At 46.0% G+C, this 15,581-nt stretch carries 10 protein-coding genes and 1 pseudogene; 4 read left to right on the top strand and 7 right to left on the bottom strand.

The window, feature by feature from the left end:
* Positions 1-3: 3 nt before the first annotated feature.
* The 5 genes and pseudogenes from M3593_RS17945 to M3593_RS17925 form a co-directional block, all read right to left on the bottom strand.
* A complete protein-coding gene (locus M3593_RS17945; protein ID WP_144475337.1) occupies positions 4-2,784 on the bottom strand; it encodes a response regulator in 2,781 nt (926 codons plus the stop codon).
* 278 nt (positions 2,785-3,062) lie between these two features.
* Positions 3,063-5,246: a sensor domain-containing protein gene (locus M3593_RS17940; protein WP_251543342.1), complete on the bottom strand. Its 2,184-nt coding sequence runs from the start codon at positions 5,244-5,246 to the stop codon at positions 3,063-3,065.
* A 184-nt stretch (positions 5,247-5,430) separates the two neighbouring features.
* The gene (locus tag M3593_RS17935; RefSeq protein WP_144475339.1) at positions 5,431-5,832 is read right to left on the bottom strand and encodes a hypothetical protein; all 402 of its coding nucleotides are present in this window, start codon (positions 5,830-5,832) and stop codon (positions 5,431-5,433) included.
* 488 nt (positions 5,833-6,320) lie between these two features.
* Positions 6,321-6,527 (bottom strand): annotated as a pseudogene (locus M3593_RS17930) (ABC transporter permease); the annotation flags it as partial.
* A gap of 200 nt (positions 6,528-6,727) precedes the next feature.
* Entirely contained in the window at positions 6,728-6,961 is a 234-nt protein-coding gene (locus M3593_RS17925) for an ABC transporter (RefSeq protein WP_144475340.1), read from the bottom strand.
* A gap of 165 nt (positions 6,962-7,126) precedes the next feature.
* Here M3593_RS17925 and M3593_RS17920 point away from each other — a divergent pair, with 165 nt between their 5' ends.
* Positions 7,127-8,866 carry an ABC transporter ATP-binding protein gene (locus M3593_RS17920; RefSeq protein ID WP_283904755.1) on the top strand — a complete coding sequence of 580 codons (1,740 nt, stop codon included), beginning with the start codon at positions 7,127-7,129 and terminating at the stop codon, positions 8,864-8,866.
* 302 nt (positions 8,867-9,168) lie between these two features.
* Here M3593_RS17920 and M3593_RS17915 read toward each other — a convergent pair whose 3' ends face one another.
* Positions 9,169-10,404, bottom strand: a complete 1,236-nt coding sequence (locus tag M3593_RS17915; RefSeq protein WP_251543344.1) for a helix-turn-helix domain-containing protein — start codon at positions 10,402-10,404, stop codon at positions 9,169-9,171.
* Between the two features lie 198 nt (positions 10,405-10,602).
* On the opposite strand from M3593_RS17915, the gene M3593_RS17910 reads away from it, so the two are divergent.
* From M3593_RS17910 to M3593_RS17900, 3 genes are all read left to right on the top strand, one after another.
* Positions 10,603-10,965, top strand: a complete 363-nt coding sequence (locus M3593_RS17910; RefSeq protein WP_251543346.1) for a hypothetical protein — start codon at positions 10,603-10,605, stop codon at positions 10,963-10,965.
* Positions 10,965-12,530, top strand: a complete 1,566-nt coding sequence (locus M3593_RS17905; protein WP_251543348.1) for a sodium/solute symporter — start codon at positions 10,965-10,967, stop codon at positions 12,528-12,530. The genes M3593_RS17910 and M3593_RS17905 overlap by 1 nt, the downstream gene beginning before the upstream one ends.
* Positions 12,531-12,714: 184 nt before the next feature.
* On the top strand, positions 12,715-13,944 hold the full coding sequence (locus tag M3593_RS17900) for a DUF438 domain-containing protein (RefSeq protein WP_251543349.1): 1,230 nt from the start codon (positions 12,715-12,717) through the stop codon (positions 13,942-13,944).
* Between the two features lie 38 nt (positions 13,945-13,982).
* On the opposite strand, the gene M3593_RS17895 is transcribed toward M3593_RS17900, so the two are convergent.
* Positions 13,983-15,230, bottom strand: coding sequence for an MFS transporter (locus M3593_RS17895; RefSeq protein ID WP_251665127.1), 1,248 nt, complete (start codon positions 15,228-15,230; stop codon positions 13,983-13,985).
* Between the last annotated feature and the right edge of the window lie 351 nt (positions 15,231-15,581).

Genomic DNA, 15,581 nt, shown 5'->3' with positions numbered 1-15,581 from the left:
CATCTATGACAGCCAAACGCGCATGGCTGACAACAGCTGGTCCAGCTTCATCGGTTTGCTGATGTAATCATTCGCTCCTGCATCAAGGCATTTTTCACGGTCGCCCTTCATTGCCTTTGCTGTCAGTGCGATGATCGGAAGCTCCTTGTTATTTTCGTTCCTGCGGATTTGCCTGATGGCTTCATATCCATCCATGACCGGCATCATGATATCCATCAGGACGATATCCGCATCGATTTCCTTCATCTTTTCAAGACAGTCTTCCCCATTGTCAGCCGTAACCACCTTCATGCCCTCTTTTTGCAGGACATTCTTCAAGGTGAAAATATTGCGGTGGTCATCGTCCGCAATCACAACCGTTTTACCAGTCAGGACGGTTGTTTCTCCAACAATGATTTCTTCTTCCGCTTGCGGCGGATCTGGTAAAAGCGGCTCAGGTGCTGCCGTTCTCTCCAAGGATGCTGCCACCTGATCGTTCACTTCAAAACCGCCAAGGGAAGGATAGCCGTCCGGCAGGTTAGGGATGATGAGTGTGAATGTGCTGCCCTCGCCTTCCTTGCTTTCCACCTTGCAGACCCCGCCAAGAAGCATGGCGAACTCTCTGGAAATCGACAGGCCGAGCCCGGTGCCGCCGTACTTCCTCATGGTCGCGCCGTCTACCTGCTGAAACGCTTCAAAAATCATCCTTTGCTTATCTTTCGGAATGCCAATCCCCGAATCCGTCACCGAGAATTTCACCCACGTATCAGACTGCCCTTTTAGAGGACATCCAATCGTTTCCTTCCCATACGCTTTCTCGATTTTGACGGAGACAGAGCCTTTTTCCGTAAACTTGAAGGCATTGGACAGAAGATTTTTCAAAATCTGCTGCAATCTTTGTTCATCTGTATAGATGATTGGCGTTACATCGTCCGCCTTTTCAACGGTAAAATCGATCTTTTTATTCTTTGCAGCCTGGGCAAATTGGCGCTCCATTCGTTCGGTAAACTCATCAAGGAACACCTCTTCGAAGCTCACTTCCAGCTTACCGGCTTCTACCTTGGACAAGTCCAGGATGTCATTGATCAAATTCAGCAAATCCTGTCCGGACGAATGGATGACCTTTGAGAATTCTTTTTGCTCATCGGAAAGTCCGTTCTCTTCATCATCAAGCAGCATCTCGGAAAGAAGAAGGATACTGTTTAATGGCGTACGCAATTCATGGGACATATTCGCCAGGAACTCCGATTTATAGGTCGAGCTTTGTTCAAGCTCTCTTGCCTTCTGTTCCAGGTCTTCCTTTGCCGCCTGCAGTTCTTCGGATTTCAACTCCGCATCGCGTGTACGCTCCTCCAGCTGCTCATTCATCATCCGCAGCTCCTCTGTCTGCATTTGCAATTCTTCTGACTGTGCCTGCAGCTCTTCGGATTGGGATTGCAATTCCTCGGATTGCGCCTGCAGCTCTTCCGTCTGTGCCTGTGACTCAAGCAACAACCGCTCTACTTCCATTCGGCCAATAATATTGGCAAGCCCGATTCCCAGCGTTTCAAGTACATTTTCAAGAAGCTTCAGGCTGGCTGGAGTAAACCTGGACAGGCTTGCAACTTCCACCACTGCAACCACTTCATCCTTCAACATGACAGGCGCCATGACGATACTCTTCGGCACTGCATCACCCAGCCCCGTAGAAATTGTCCTGTAGTCAGCAGGAATGTCATCCATCACAACCGTGCGTTTTTCCTCAGCACATTGGCCAATCATCCCTTGACCGGCTACAAAGCCGTCACGCCCAGCTTCATCAGCAAAGGATGCAATCTTTTTAAAATACGGCTTTCCAGCAGATTCGTCTTTAAGATAAAAAACTCCTAGGTTTCCGTCCATTATAGGTGTCAGCTTTTTCATGAAGTTTTCTGCCAGGGAAGAAACGGTCACTTCTCTGCCATAAAGCTTCACCACCTCCACGGAGTTAGATTGGATCCAGTTCTGTTCTTGCATTTCTTCATTATATTCCTTTTCCTTCTCAGTGAGCTTTTCGATGGAAACGGCCATCGAATTATAGGCTCGGGCAATCTCGCCAAACTCACCCTTTATGCCATCGTCCATCCGAGGAATCGAGGATAAGTCATCATAATTGACCTTCTTGATCGACTCCGTAAAGGAATGGACCGTGCCGACCGTATCCCGGATGACCCAGAGCATCACGCCAGTTATCAGGATGATGGCCAGGATGACCATCCCAACCAAACCTGTGACCAGATTATCATAAGTCCCAGTTGCCTCCTTCATGGCGCTGTTCATCAATTCTTCCTGATAATCTTTAAACTCCTCGATTTTTTCAAATAATACATCCCTGGTCGCCATCTCACTCTGATAGAGGCCGCGGACTTCAGACTGGCTCGCTCCATTCGCGATCAGGCCGTTGATTTTATTTTCCATGACCGCATATTCCCGATAGGCGTCCTGGACTTCAACCACCAGTACTTTTGATGTTTTCCGATTCAGGATCGTTTCCAGCTCCAACAGCGCCTTGCCAATATCCATCTGGTCGAGGGAAGCATTGGTTTCCTCTATTGTCGACCCTTCTTCTTCCCCGTACTCCGTGATTAACTCAACAAGGTTACGGTCCCGCTGATAAAGCTCCTTCCTGATCTCCATAACCGTGCTCACTTTTGCATAGCGATCTTCTACGATCTCAAGCAGGTTTCCCCTGATTGAATTCATCATCGCCAAAATTGTAAATAACAAGATGAACAAGAATAACACCGTCAGCCCCAAGCCGACATATTGCTTCTTTTTAAAGCCCATCTTCTCCCCCGCCTTCGCTCGAATTCTATACTTCTATCAATATACCAAAAGCCCTGTCACTTAGCTATTTTCAAGGTACTATTGGCGAACATTGAGAGGAGATCGACAGATGATGTGGGAAAGAATGGCTATGTTTACGAGAAAACACGAATTCTCATTTATGTTTTCGCAAAACTAATTGCATTCAATATAATGACTAGGGATTTTACATAGAAAAACCGAGTATAAAACCTTGACGGTTTCTTACTCGGTTTCGAATTCCCCCACATGCTTTGACCTTACAAAGAAGGAACTTTTATTCTAGTAAACTCTTCTGCCGGCACAGGCCTGCTGAAATGATATCCTTGTGCTTCATTGCATCGATGCCGTTTGAGCAGATTCAGCTGGCTCTCTGTTTCAACACCTTCCGCGATGACGGATATTCCAAGATTATGGGCCATCAGGATAATGGTGGTAGCGATGTTTTCATCGCTTTTATTTTCCGCGATATCCCTGACGAAGCTGCGGTCAATTTTAAGGTGGTCAATCGTGAACCTTTTCAGATAGCTGAGCGAGCTGTAACCTGTCCCGAAATCGTCGATTGAAATACTGACACCTAGCTTCTTCAGTTCTCGCAGGATGACGCTCGCTTTTTCCACGTCCATAGTCATGCTTTCCGTGATTTCAATCGTAAGGAAACGCGGCTCGACTCCAGCTAGACCAAGGGCTTCCCTGATCATCGAAATTAAGTTTGGCTGGTAAAATTGCCGGATGGATAAGTTCACTGACATGGTCAGATCCTTCATTCCATTCGCATGCCATTTCTTCAGCTGCACTAAGGCCGTTTTAAGCACCCACTCACCAATCGGAATGATCAGGCCCGTTTCCTCGGCAATCGGGATGAACTGGTCTGGCGGTACCATGCCGATCCTTTCATTTTCCCAGCGAATGAGCGCTTCCGCACCTTTAATCTCATGTTTGCACAAATTCACAATTGGCTGATAATGGAGGACGAATTCATCCCGCTCAAGCGCTTTACGGAGCTCATTTTCGATTTGCATTTCCTCATATGCTCTTGCATCCAGCATCACGTCATAAGCCTGGAAGTTATTGCGCCCTTGCTTCTTAGCCTGGTACATGGCCACATCTGCTTTTCGGAGCAGCATTTCTGCATCCTCGCCATCTTCCGGATAAAAACTCATGCCTATACTTGTTGAGATAAAAATATCCGTGCCGTCTATGACAATGGGCTCCTCTAACGTTTCAAGGATGACACGTGCCATGTCTTGAGCTTGTTCTTTGGTTGTATGCTCCAGCAAAATGGTGAACTCATCGCCCCCCTGTCTTGAGAACAAGGTACCCTTGTCAAGAATCTGCTTAAATTTATCCGAGACTTCAACCAGTAGCCTGTCACCTATCGAATGGCCGAGGGAATCATTCACAAACTTGAAACGATCGAGGTCAAGGAACATTAGGCATAGTTTTTCCCCATCTTCCACCTTTGTCTCGGCAATCGCCTTCTGGGCTCTTTCATCAAAAAGCCGGCGGTTAGGCAAACTCGTAAGGGCGTCATGATAGGCCATAAAATCTATTTTCTTTTTGGCCTCATAATGCTGGATGACCAGACTGGTGAGATTCGTCGCTTGCTCAATAATCTCCCTGTCATTTTCCAGAGGAGAACTCACACGACAGTAATAAATATTTAACGTACCAATCACCTTATGGTCATCGTCGAAAACTGGCGAGGACCAGCATGCTTTTAAATGATAAGAAAGCGCTATGTCGCGATAGTCCTCCCATAATGGATCGGCCTCTGTATCGGTGACCACCACGGATTCCTTGATAAAGGCGGCCCTTCCGCAGGAGCCAGCATATTCGCCAATTGGCAATCCATCTACGGCTGAATGATATGCCGGGGGCAAGTTAGGGGACGAACCATGCATCAGCCGCTTCCCTTCCTGGTCAGCAATTAAGATGGAACAGTGTGCACTGCTCGTGAAACTTTCGACGAAAAAGACAATCTCATCCAGCACTTCCTGAAAAGAAGCTCCTTTCGCCATCATTTTCAGGATGCGGTTCTTCCCGCTCAACATCGCCTCAAGCCTCTTATTTACCGAAATATCCTGGGCACACCCCACCACACCGAGGATCTCATCGCCAACCTTGATTGGCACAACTGTCAGCAGCAAATTCACTTGCTCTCCAGTTTCTTTTCTTTTGATAACCGTTTCAAACCTCTCACGCTCACCATTGACTACACGCTTAAAATGCCCGATTGTCTCCTCAAGGAAATCCTCGTGGACAATCGAAACGAAGTTCATTCCCAGTGCTTCATCCAGCGGGTATCCGGTGATTTCTATGGCCGCTTTATTGAATAAAATAAAATTTCCATCCTTATCAAGGGCATAGCAGCCATCATGGTTAAAATTGAATAATGATTGGTACACATCAAAAAAAGAGCTGTTATTTATATCTGGCTGCATGAAAATCACCGTCCCTTATAAAAATCAGAAGTATATACATGTCCTTGTATATATATCGACACTCCCTGACTATGGTTACACTGGTATATGTTTACAAATGATTTTTCCGCCAAAAAAAGCCTTTAAATCAAAGGCCTTCTCCTGGAGCTTTCTTAAATTGTAATCTGTTCCTTCTCGGGGGTGGCTAATATTTTACAAAGGTCGTAATACTCCGCTTTGAAGCAATCGTCTTTCTGGCGAGCTCTTCCTTCCAGGACTTCTCATTCAGCTGATATTCTCCATATTGGTCCATATAGGTTTTTTGATAAAGATTGATGGTCCTAGCTTCTTCTGGATGGTTGGAAGACAATGCCCTTCCCCATTTTCCTTCTTCATAAATATAGTGCTCCACTACATCACCGTACTCCATGAAGCCATCGAGGAAATTTAGAAACTCCATGTCTTCCCCTCCATATTCATAAACATAAGGAAGGGAGAGCGGCAGTTCCTTTTTATAGTCCTCCCCGCTTAAAAATGGGTAATCATTGCACTCCATGTGGAATTTTTCTATCGGTTTCATTGTTGCGATGAAATAATGACACGTCATAACGTACACATCCTCATTTTTGCGGTTCGGAAACAAGTAAAAGTAATTGCCTTTACTCTTTTATAACGACTTTTTCATTTATATAGCGACTTTCTGATTAATATAGCGAGTTTTTCATTTATATAGCGACTTTCTGATTAATATAGCGAGTTTTTCATTTATATAGCGACTTTCTGATTAATATAGCGAGTTTTTCATTTTTATAGCGACTCTCTGATTAATATAGCGAGTTTTTCATTTTTATAGCGACTTTCTAATTAATATAGCGAGTTTTTCATTTTTATAGCGACTCTCTGATTAATATAGCGAGTTTTTCATTTTTATAGCGACTCTCTGATTAATATAGCGAGTTTTTCATTTTTATAGCGACTTTCTAATTAATATAGCGAATTGGAAATTTTCTGGTCTTTTTTTCAGTTAAAAATGCAGCGAGAACCTTTTCAGGCGTCCGCCGCACTTTTTCCAAATTCAACAGATCCGCTGCATGTCTATTCATATCTCATAGATTCAATCGGATCGAGTGCTTGATGCTTTATTGGCCGGCAGCAGTCCGAAGACGACGCCAATGATCATCGAGTACAGCTTGGCGCCGGTCACGACTGGCCATCCTTCAAAATACGAAATCAATGGTGCCCACCCCAGCCGAACAGGATGCCAAGTACGCCGCCTATCAGTGTCAGTAAGTTGCTTTTCACTTCTTGTTTACGAGATTGATATATAAAAAGTTTCAATATCTTTAGAACTAAACCGGGAGATTAGGGTTATCATGTTGTGGGTGTTATTGTCCTACAACAAAAAAACGACAGACACCCCGATAGCATCGAGTTTGTCTGCCGTTTTAAACAACCTTAAATCAGTGATTGTTCATACGAATTTTTCATTTTCGCTCCTAGCACTAACCTCCGAAACAACAACGCCATAACATTCGAATGAGGCAGTAGGCAAACAGGATGACCACGATTAACCCAATGATGCCTACAATGGTATTTATTGTACCAGCCAATGCGCCAAGTCCGGCTAGGACCGCAGCGACTAAACCAAAAGTAGACAACAGGATCAATCCTACACCTACAAGGATTCCAAGAAACAAATCGAACACGCTGCATGCAGCATGAACACCGTTACTCATATGCTTCACCTCCAAACTATTGTTCACCTTTATGATATGCATGTACGTCATTGCTTGTTTATAAAAGGGGCGATTTTGTTACCTTTTTATGCCATGCACCCATATTTCCATCTATGCTGAAACTGGTTTATGATGGAATCATCCAGAACGAATAGGAGAATTGTAATGGAGAAAGAGAAACAGCCAACAAGTTTAAAGCCCTTCTTATCACTTGTTCTATCCACGAATATTCCAAAGGGGGCTCTTTTTACGGGGATGGCTGCCAGTTTCATCACGACTCTGGCCGGCCTGGTCGTTCCGCTTCTGACGAAGAACCTTGTAGATGGTTTTTCTGTTGAAGCAATCAGCTTTCCGCTTGTCCTCGCCATTGGAGCTGCCTTTATTATTCAAGCGCTGATCAGCGGGATTTCGATTTACCTGCTTAGTTACGTTGGGCAGAAGGTCGTTGCCCGGCTGCGCGAACGGATGTGGTCGAAACTGATCCGGATGCCGGTGCGTTATTTTGACAAGCAGTCGAGCGGGGAAACGGTCAGCCGGATTGTCAATGACACCAGTATTGTCAAGGAGCTGATCACGAGCCATTTTCCGAATTTCGCCACGGGTATCATCTCGATCATCGGCGCTGTGGTGATCTTGCTTGTGATGGATTGGAAAATGACTTTGCTGATGCTCATTTCTGTTCCGCTGACACTTGCCATCATGATTCCGCTTGGCAGAAAAATGGCGAAAATCGCACGTGGCCTGCAGGATGAGACAGCTATATTTACAGGTCATATCACCCAGACGCTCGGGGAAATCCGGTTAATGAAGGCTTCGACTGCGGAGAAAATTGAAGAAGAGAACGGTTTTAACGGAATTGGCAAGCTGTTCAACTATGGCTTGAAGGAAGCAAGGATTTTTGCCTTGATTGGGCCGATCATGCAGCTGATGATCATGGTCGTCATCGTCATCATCATCGCCTATGGCGGCATGCGCGTGGTGAACGGAACCATGTCGACAGGCGCACTCATCGCCTTCCTGCTTTACTTATTCCAGATCATCATGCCAATCACCTCATTTGCGATGTTCTTCACGCAGCTGCAAAAAGCAAAGGGAGCGACTGAACGCATCATCGAGATTCTGGACCAGCCTCTGGAGGAAAATGGTGAGGGTGTTGAAATGGATATCAGCAACAAGCAGATCACGATTGAACAGGTTTCTTTCGCTTATAGTGAAGAGGAACCCGTCATTGAGAGAGTTTCGCTGGAAGCACAGCCCGGGCAGATGGTTGCCTTCGTAGGGCCGAGCGGCGGCGGGAAAACGACGATGTTCGGCCTGATTGAGCGGTTTTATGAACCAACCCGGGGAGAAATCAGAATTGGTGATACGAACATCCAGCAGCTTTCACTTAACTCGTGGCGAAGCCAAATCGGCTATGTTTCACAGGAAAGTGCGATGATGGCTGGAACCATCCGCGAAAACCTTTATTACGGGCTGGAAAATGGCGATAAAATCCCGGATGAAGTCCTTTGGGAAGTGGCAAAAATGGCGTATGCCGATCAGTTCATCGTAGATTTTCCGAAAGGGCTTGATACCGAAGTCGGCGAACGAGGCGTCAAACTGTCAGGTGGACAAAGACAGCGGATCGCGATTGCCCGTGCCTTCCTTCGCGACCCAAAAATTCTGATGATGGACGAAGCGACAGCCAGTCTCGACAGCCAATCAGAAGGCATCGTCCAGCAGGCACTCACCCGGCTTATGGAAGGCAGGACGACATTTGTCATCGCCCACAGACTTTCCACGATCGTCAATGCCGACAAGATCGTTTTTATCGAAAAAGGACGAGTGACCGGTATGGGCACACATCAGGAATTGATCCAGTCGCATGATTTATATAGAGAGTTTGCCGAACAGCAGCTGGCATAATATTAAAAGGAGTTTTCTTCCATAGTACTTTGGAAAGAAAACTCCTTTTTTCATCAGCTTCAAAACAAACATTTTTTTGCAGTTTGTATGAATTCCGAACCATATAGACTATCCTCATGAATGAATCCATCTATCTTTTGCCAGATTGCTAAATCTTTTGAAAACAAACCTGTTCAAGATCCACTATTTCCTTTTTGCTATGAAACTCCTCGTATTCTAATCAAACCGATCTTCTAAATGATCATCATACGACTGATTATAGTAGCCATCAAAAAAATATCTTAAATAATAAAATCTCTCATCTATACGAAAATAACTTCCTCAGTAGCACGATAGTCCCTTGGTGACAGCCCAACATATTTTTTAAAAGTGCCGCTGAAGTAGTTGGGGGTGTTGTACCCTAGTTCTTCAGCGATGGCTTCTATGGTGTGGTCGGTGTGGCGCAGCAGCCAGACAGCGCGCTGCATGCGGACGAAGGTGACATACTCGACGAAGTTCCGTCCGGTTTCTTGTTTGAAAATCCGGCTGAAATAGGGAACGCTGAGATTGATTTGATCGGCAACTTGCTTGATGGATAAGTCTTCTGTACAGAACCGGGAAATATACTCGGTGCACTTTGTAATTTGCACGTCATTCGTAATTTCCTCGAAGTAGCGAAGCTGAAGCCTTTCATATGGAGACGTCCGCCTGGCCTTGCATGCTTCCTTGTAGGAATGGTGCAGGAGCAGCGGTTCGCGGTAAACGGAACCAACACCAATATAAAGCTGGATACCGTATTCAGTTTCGAGTGACTCAATGGTCTCCAGGATACTGGCCTCTCCCTCTTTCCAATGCTTCATTGAGCCATATTCGGTCTGCAGTTGGAGCAGCATGAGCAAATGTTTTCGATAGGATAGGAAAGTGAGCTGGTGCCCTTCAAACTGCTTTTTAAAAGAATCCTGGATGACAATTGATGCCTGCCAGCCTTCTTCCCTCCGCTTAGCTGGACAGCGGACGAATCCCTGTATGAACAGGACTACGTTAGAAAAAGCTTCCCCCGGGAGGAAGAAACGCGATTGCAGCAGCTCCTCCTCAGTCTGCACATCACCTGATAAAAGCCTGCGCAAAAAGGCTTCTTTAAAAGGAAGGGCATTGCCTCCAACACCCGAATCCGCAACGATAGAATGAAATAATTCGTCGCTTTCTGTGAATCTATTGATTTCTGTTTCGATTTCATCGATCGCTCGCTTCAATGTGCGCAGAAAGACGCGCTGCTTAACTGATTTTACAAGAAGGTATGTCAGCTTGAACTCGATTGCCAGCGGAGAGGTGTGCAGCAAGGACGGGTCGAGCAGCGGAATGATCCGGCAGCCTTTATTCCGTTTGCGGAAACGGTGTATTTTTACCCAATCATGCCATTTGTTCACTTCAATAATGGCGATATTTAAATCATTCTCATGTTCTACAAGCTTGCAACTCTGCTTGCATTCTTCATGGATCCAGCCGCCAAGCTTCTGATATTCCCTCTCATCTTCAACAGAAAGCAATATACGATACAAAGCCGCCACCCCCTTTCGAATATTCATCCAAATGTATAAAAATAAAATCAATCTTAAATATTTGTATATTTCTGATAATTTATTGTAAGGCATTGGACAATTCTCTGTCGTAAAATCAATTTAATCATATCACGGCTTGCCTAAAGGAGGGAAATGATTACCAGCGGCAGGCAATATTTTTTCAAGGGGGAGTCATATTTGGCAGGGGAGTATCGGGAGTATAATTATGTAGCGGCTGATACAATTGACGTTAAAGATTTAAAGCCGCTTGATCCGGAAACAAAGAAAATCATGAAAAGTGAATTCAGTACTGGCATTAAACTTACGCTCTTTTATTATGTTTTTATCCTTTCGATTCCTATTTTGAACTGGTATGCAGGGGATTTCATGTTCTCGCGCATGTGGGGCGGCATGACTTACAGCTGGTTCTTGACCTCGATCGTCGCAATGGCGATGGCGTTTATCATTGCATTTATCCATACAAATTTATATGAAAAGCGTCTAAAGCAGCATCAAGCACAGCAATCTGCTTCTTCTGCTGACGGAAGGAGGATCGGCTGATGTCCACTTTCCTTGAACCAAAATTCCTGTTAACCATGATTTTGATGGGTACTATTGTCTACATTACCTACTTGACCAAAAGAAGCGCGACGGCTTCCGACTACTTCGTCGGCGGGCGCAGCTTCGGCTGGTTCACGAACGGCTCGGCTATTGGCGGCGACTATTTGAGCGCAGCCACCTTCCTTGGAATTGCCGGCCTCACCTATCAGTTGGGCTACGATGGCGCGTATTATGCATTCTGCTTCTCCATCGGACTGACATTGCTCGCGATTTTCGTCGCTGGACCGCTTCGCCGCTTTGGTGCCTATACTGTCGCCGACTTTCTGGCCTATCGCTTCCACAGCCGCCGGGCCCGTCTTGCAGCCGTGGCTGTTGTCCTGGCGATATCCGGTTTTTATGCAGCCCCTCAGCTGCTTGGTGCAGCCCAGATCCTGAGCATGTTCTTTGGGACTAGCTACGAATTCGGAATCATCTTCACCTGCTCCGTAATGATTTTCTATGTAGGAATCGGAGGCATGAAGGGAACCACGCTTAACCAGGCGCTTGAATTATGGATTCGCCTTGGAGCGTTCCTCCTTATGGTCGGTGCAGCCATCTGGGGCGGCCTCCATTACCAAGAAATCCTTGCATCTATTAATGAGTTCAAAGGGACGATCACAGGTACAGCAGGCTTCACGACTGACGGAAAAGATATCCCGTTCGATGGTTCCGTCTGGACTGGAACAGGCAACTACTTCCCGTCCTTCTGGCAGACCATTTCAATGACAATCGGGCTTTCCCTTGGAACGATCGGCCTGCCGCACATCCTTTTGCGCTTCTATACAAACCCAAGCGCGAAAGCAGCTCGCAGATCCGCCCTGATGGCCATTGGGATTGCAAGCGTGTTCTTCCTGTTCGCTGTTTACCTTGGAGTAGTTGGACGCTCAATCTTCCTGACTGGTGAAGCGGATCCGGCTGTCATGAAAGACCTGATTGCCGGCGGAAACAACATGGTCGTTCCGTCGACAGCACAGGCACTTGGCGGAGAATGGCTGCTTGGCCTTGTCATCGCCGGTGCTTTCGCAGCTGTCTTCTCAAATCTTTCCGGGCTGTTCATCGCAAGCTCCGGTGCCCTGGCCCATGACTTGTACGCAACTTTCTTCCGTAAAAATATTACTGAAAAAGAGCGTGTCATCGCTGGAAAAGTCTCAATCATTGTCCTTGGTGTACTGTACGGAGCGCTTGGCCTGATGGTAAAAGAAGCCTCCATCGGCCACCTCGTCGCCCTCGCCTTCACGGTGGCGGCAAGCACGTTCACACCAATCTTTATCCTTGGCATCTGGTGGAGGGGAATGACGGAAAAAGGAGCAATTGCCGGCCTTGTCATTGGCCTTGCCGCATCCATGTACATGATTTTCTTCAAGACCACCCTGCCGGAATTCCTGCAATTCAACGTACCGGGAATCATCACAGTCCCAATCGGATTCCTGTCCGTCTACATTGTCTCGAAGCTTGATCGCAAAGTACCATCTGATGTAAATGAATTTATGAAGCAAGTGCACTCTAAAGAATCTGAGGCAGCATAATCATTTCCAGGACCCCGGGAGATTTCCCGGGGTCCTTTCTTCTTTTTATAGTCCATACTTTTCCTAAGGATTAATTCTTTTTAAAGAAATGATTTACATCACTACTTCGAGTCTGGATAAGTGGTATTTTTACGATATGAAACATGATGAACTGCATCCTATACACTCTGGGAGGAGCATGGACATGAGTGAAATGATAAATAACCGTGAATTGAAAGCAATGGATCCTGCAAAACGCAAGGCAACTTTAAAGCAGCTTTTTAAAGACCTTCATGATGGAAAAAATGTGGATGAGGTCAAAGCCCATTTTGACGCTTTTATTGGAAAAGTAACCATTGATGAGATTGCCGGTCTTGAGCATGTTGAGCTGGCTGAAGGAGATTTGTCAGTGGCGGAAATGCAGCGGATCTATTCCGCTCATTCTGAGATGTTTAAAGGGGCGATCGAACAGGCCTACTCCATGAATGGACCGGAGCATCAGCCAGGACATCCCGTTCACACCTTCGAAATGGAAAACCGTGAGATTGAACAGCTTTTACAAAATAGACTTCGAGTTCATCTTGAACAATTTGCCATAGAAGACAGCGCCGAGAATATCAATCTTCTGCTAGAGGATTGCAGCCTTCTCTATGACATTGACAAACACTACAGCCGCAAAGAAAACTTGATTTTCCCATACCTTGAAAAGTACGGGATTTACGGTCCAACGACAAATATGTGGAGAATTGACGATTTCATCCGCGACGGGATCAAATTAGCGAAGAAAAAACTGACCAATTATGTTGGCGATCAAAATGGCGTGATCGAAGAGGTCCAGTTTGTCCTCAGAGAAGTAAGCGATATGATTTACAGAGAAGAAAACATCCTCTTCCCAATGGCCTTGCAAAATTTTACGGAGGATGAATGGGTAAAAATCGCCCGGGAAAGCGATGAGATCGGGTATTGTCTGACAGCCCCTGCTGGGGAATGGAAACCGGCCAGAAAACACATCGACGCAGACGCCATTTCTGAAGGCTATATTAAAATGGAAACGGGAATCCTTTCCCTTAAGCAGCTCGAATTGCTGCTTAACCATCTGCCGGCCGATATCACCTTCATTGACCAGGATGATGTCGTCCGATATTTTTCACATGGAAAAGAACGAATTTTCGCTCGTACAAAAGCCGTCATCGGCCGGACCGTCCAGAACTGCCACCCGCCAAGAAGCGTCCATGTCGTCGAAGACCTATTACGCGATTTTAAATCAGGCAAAAAGGATACCGAAGACTTTTGGATTAAGGTCCGTGACAAATTCGTCTACATCCGTTACTTCGCAGTTCGTGACGAGGACAACCAGTACATCGGCACCCTCGAGTTCACGCAGAACATCGACCCAATTAAGGCGATTGAAGGTGAAAAGAGGATTTTGTCGTAACAAGAAAAGGAGGCCCTAAAAAAAGGACCTCCTTTTCGTTATACTCCTTCTTCCAGGCTTACCTTCGGAGTCTTTTTCATCAAAGGAACCAAAACGATAATGCCAATAAAGAGCAGGATTGCTGCAGTTTCATAAATGTAAACAATAGAAAGATGCGTTTTCAGCCATCCTGCTGCTGACATGGTGATGACCATCGCCCCCATGAAGACTGGGTTAAGGATACCATTCACGCGCCCAATGAAGGATTCTTCAGTGTTTTGTAAAATCATTGTATTGATTCCGATGTGAATGCATGGCATGAACAGTCCGGAGAAAAATTGTGCCGTCAATGTCAGCCAGAATACGGTTGATAATCCCATCCCGATAAACCCAATTGCACTGGCAGCCAAACCGATCGCCAGCAGCACCTGCGGCTGAACCTTCCTCGAAATCGCAACTGTGATGCCCCCGCCCAGAATCATTCCCACTCCAAATGCGGCCATTAGCCACTGCAGCTCTTCCTTAGGCAATCCCAGCCTTTCGGTAATCAGGAATACGCCAAGCGGCTGCGTCAATCCGATGGCAAGACCTGCTGCCGCGAAACATCCTCCCAGCAATGACAACGCCCTGCTGTTCAATACATAGCGGAATCCTGCCTTCATCTCTTCCGTCAGTGTCGTTTTTGGTTTTTCAGCGTCAGGTTCCTTGTCTGCAGGCAGCATCAGCAACACCGCCGCGGAGCAAATGAAGGCAACTCCCATGACAGCGACAGATGCGAGAATCCCGAAGCGCTGATAGACAAAGGTCCCAAGAACTGGACCAAGAATCATAAAGAGCGCAAAGACCGTCTGGTACATCGACATCCCCATCTGCACAAGCTCCATCGGTACATGCTGCTTGAACAGCTTCATTCCTGACGGCTGTGAAAATTGCGACAGGATGGAAGAAACCAATGTAGCGAAGAAAATCATTTTCCAGCTGCCAAAAAACAGCGTCAGCAGCACTGCAAAAACAGATACGGCACTTAACAGATCACACCAGATCATCGTCCTCTTCGGCCGCCAGCGATCCGCGAACGTCCCGCCTATAAACGAAAACAAGAAAATCGGTGCGAATTCAGCAACAGATATCAATGAAACCGCAATCGGGTTTTCGTTCGTCTTCTCAATCACATATAACAGTATCGAATAATTCCGGACCCAAATCCCGATTTGCAGAAACAGCACCGAAAGCAAAATTGTCCGGATTACCTGATTTTTAAACAATGCACCCATGCCCACTTTTTGGTCATGTGTCATTTCCGACATAAAAAAGCCCCCTATTCTAAACTGGATAGAGAGGCACTTCAACCACAAAAAGAACACAGAACATACCACGGCATATTCCTATTTAACATTGAGTTCTCAGAAGGGCAGGCCTAATCCTATCCAGAAAAATTGATGTATTCCAATTCATTCTCAAACAGGATTAGTTATTCATCGCCCCAAGTCACCCTTCCATAAAATAGTATTACCATACTACCCGAAAACAGAATTCAAATCAATACGGTAGGAAGCATAGAGACTGCTGCCTTTTTACGGTAAAAATAAGACCACAGTCGTACTGATGTTTAAGGCTGTGGAACATTATTGGATTGTCCCCCCTCCTTCTATAATAAA

It is taken from the genome of Mesobacillus sp. MER 48 (assembly GCF_023714225.1).
In the GTDB taxonomy this organism is placed as follows: Bacteria; Bacillota; Bacilli; order Bacillales; family Cytobacillaceae; genus Mesobacillus; species Mesobacillus oceanisediminis_A.
This window is presented reverse-complemented; position numbering and strand designations above follow the sequence as displayed.

Excerpts from the sequence above, each read along its gene's own strand:
- M3593_RS17945 (WP_144475337.1), bottom strand. The coding sequence starts at position 2,784 with ATGGGCTTTAAAAAGAAGCAATATGTCGGCTTGGGGCTGACGGTGTTA.
- M3593_RS17940 (WP_251543342.1), bottom strand. The coding sequence starts at position 5,246 with ATGCAGCCAGATATAAATAACAGCTCTTTTTTTGATGTGTACCAATCA.
- M3593_RS17935 (WP_144475339.1), bottom strand. The coding sequence starts at position 5,832 with ATGACGTGTCATTATTTCATCGCAACAATGAAACCGATAGAAAAATTC.
- M3593_RS17925 (WP_144475340.1), bottom strand. The coding sequence starts at position 6,961 with ATGAGTAACGGTGTTCATGCTGCATGCAGCGTGTTCGATTTGTTTCTT.
- M3593_RS17920 (WP_283904755.1), top strand. The coding sequence starts at position 7,127 with ATGGAGAAAGAGAAACAGCCAACAAGTTTAAAGCCCTTCTTATCACTT.
- M3593_RS17905 (WP_251543348.1), top strand. The coding sequence starts at position 10,965 with ATGTCCACTTTCCTTGAACCAAAATTCCTGTTAACCATGATTTTGATG.
- M3593_RS17900 (WP_251543349.1), top strand. The coding sequence starts at position 12,715 with ATGAGTGAAATGATAAATAACCGTGAATTGAAAGCAATGGATCCTGCA.
- M3593_RS17895 (WP_251665127.1), bottom strand. The coding sequence starts at position 15,230 with ATGTCGGAAATGACACATGACCAAAAAGTGGGCATGGGTGCATTGTTT.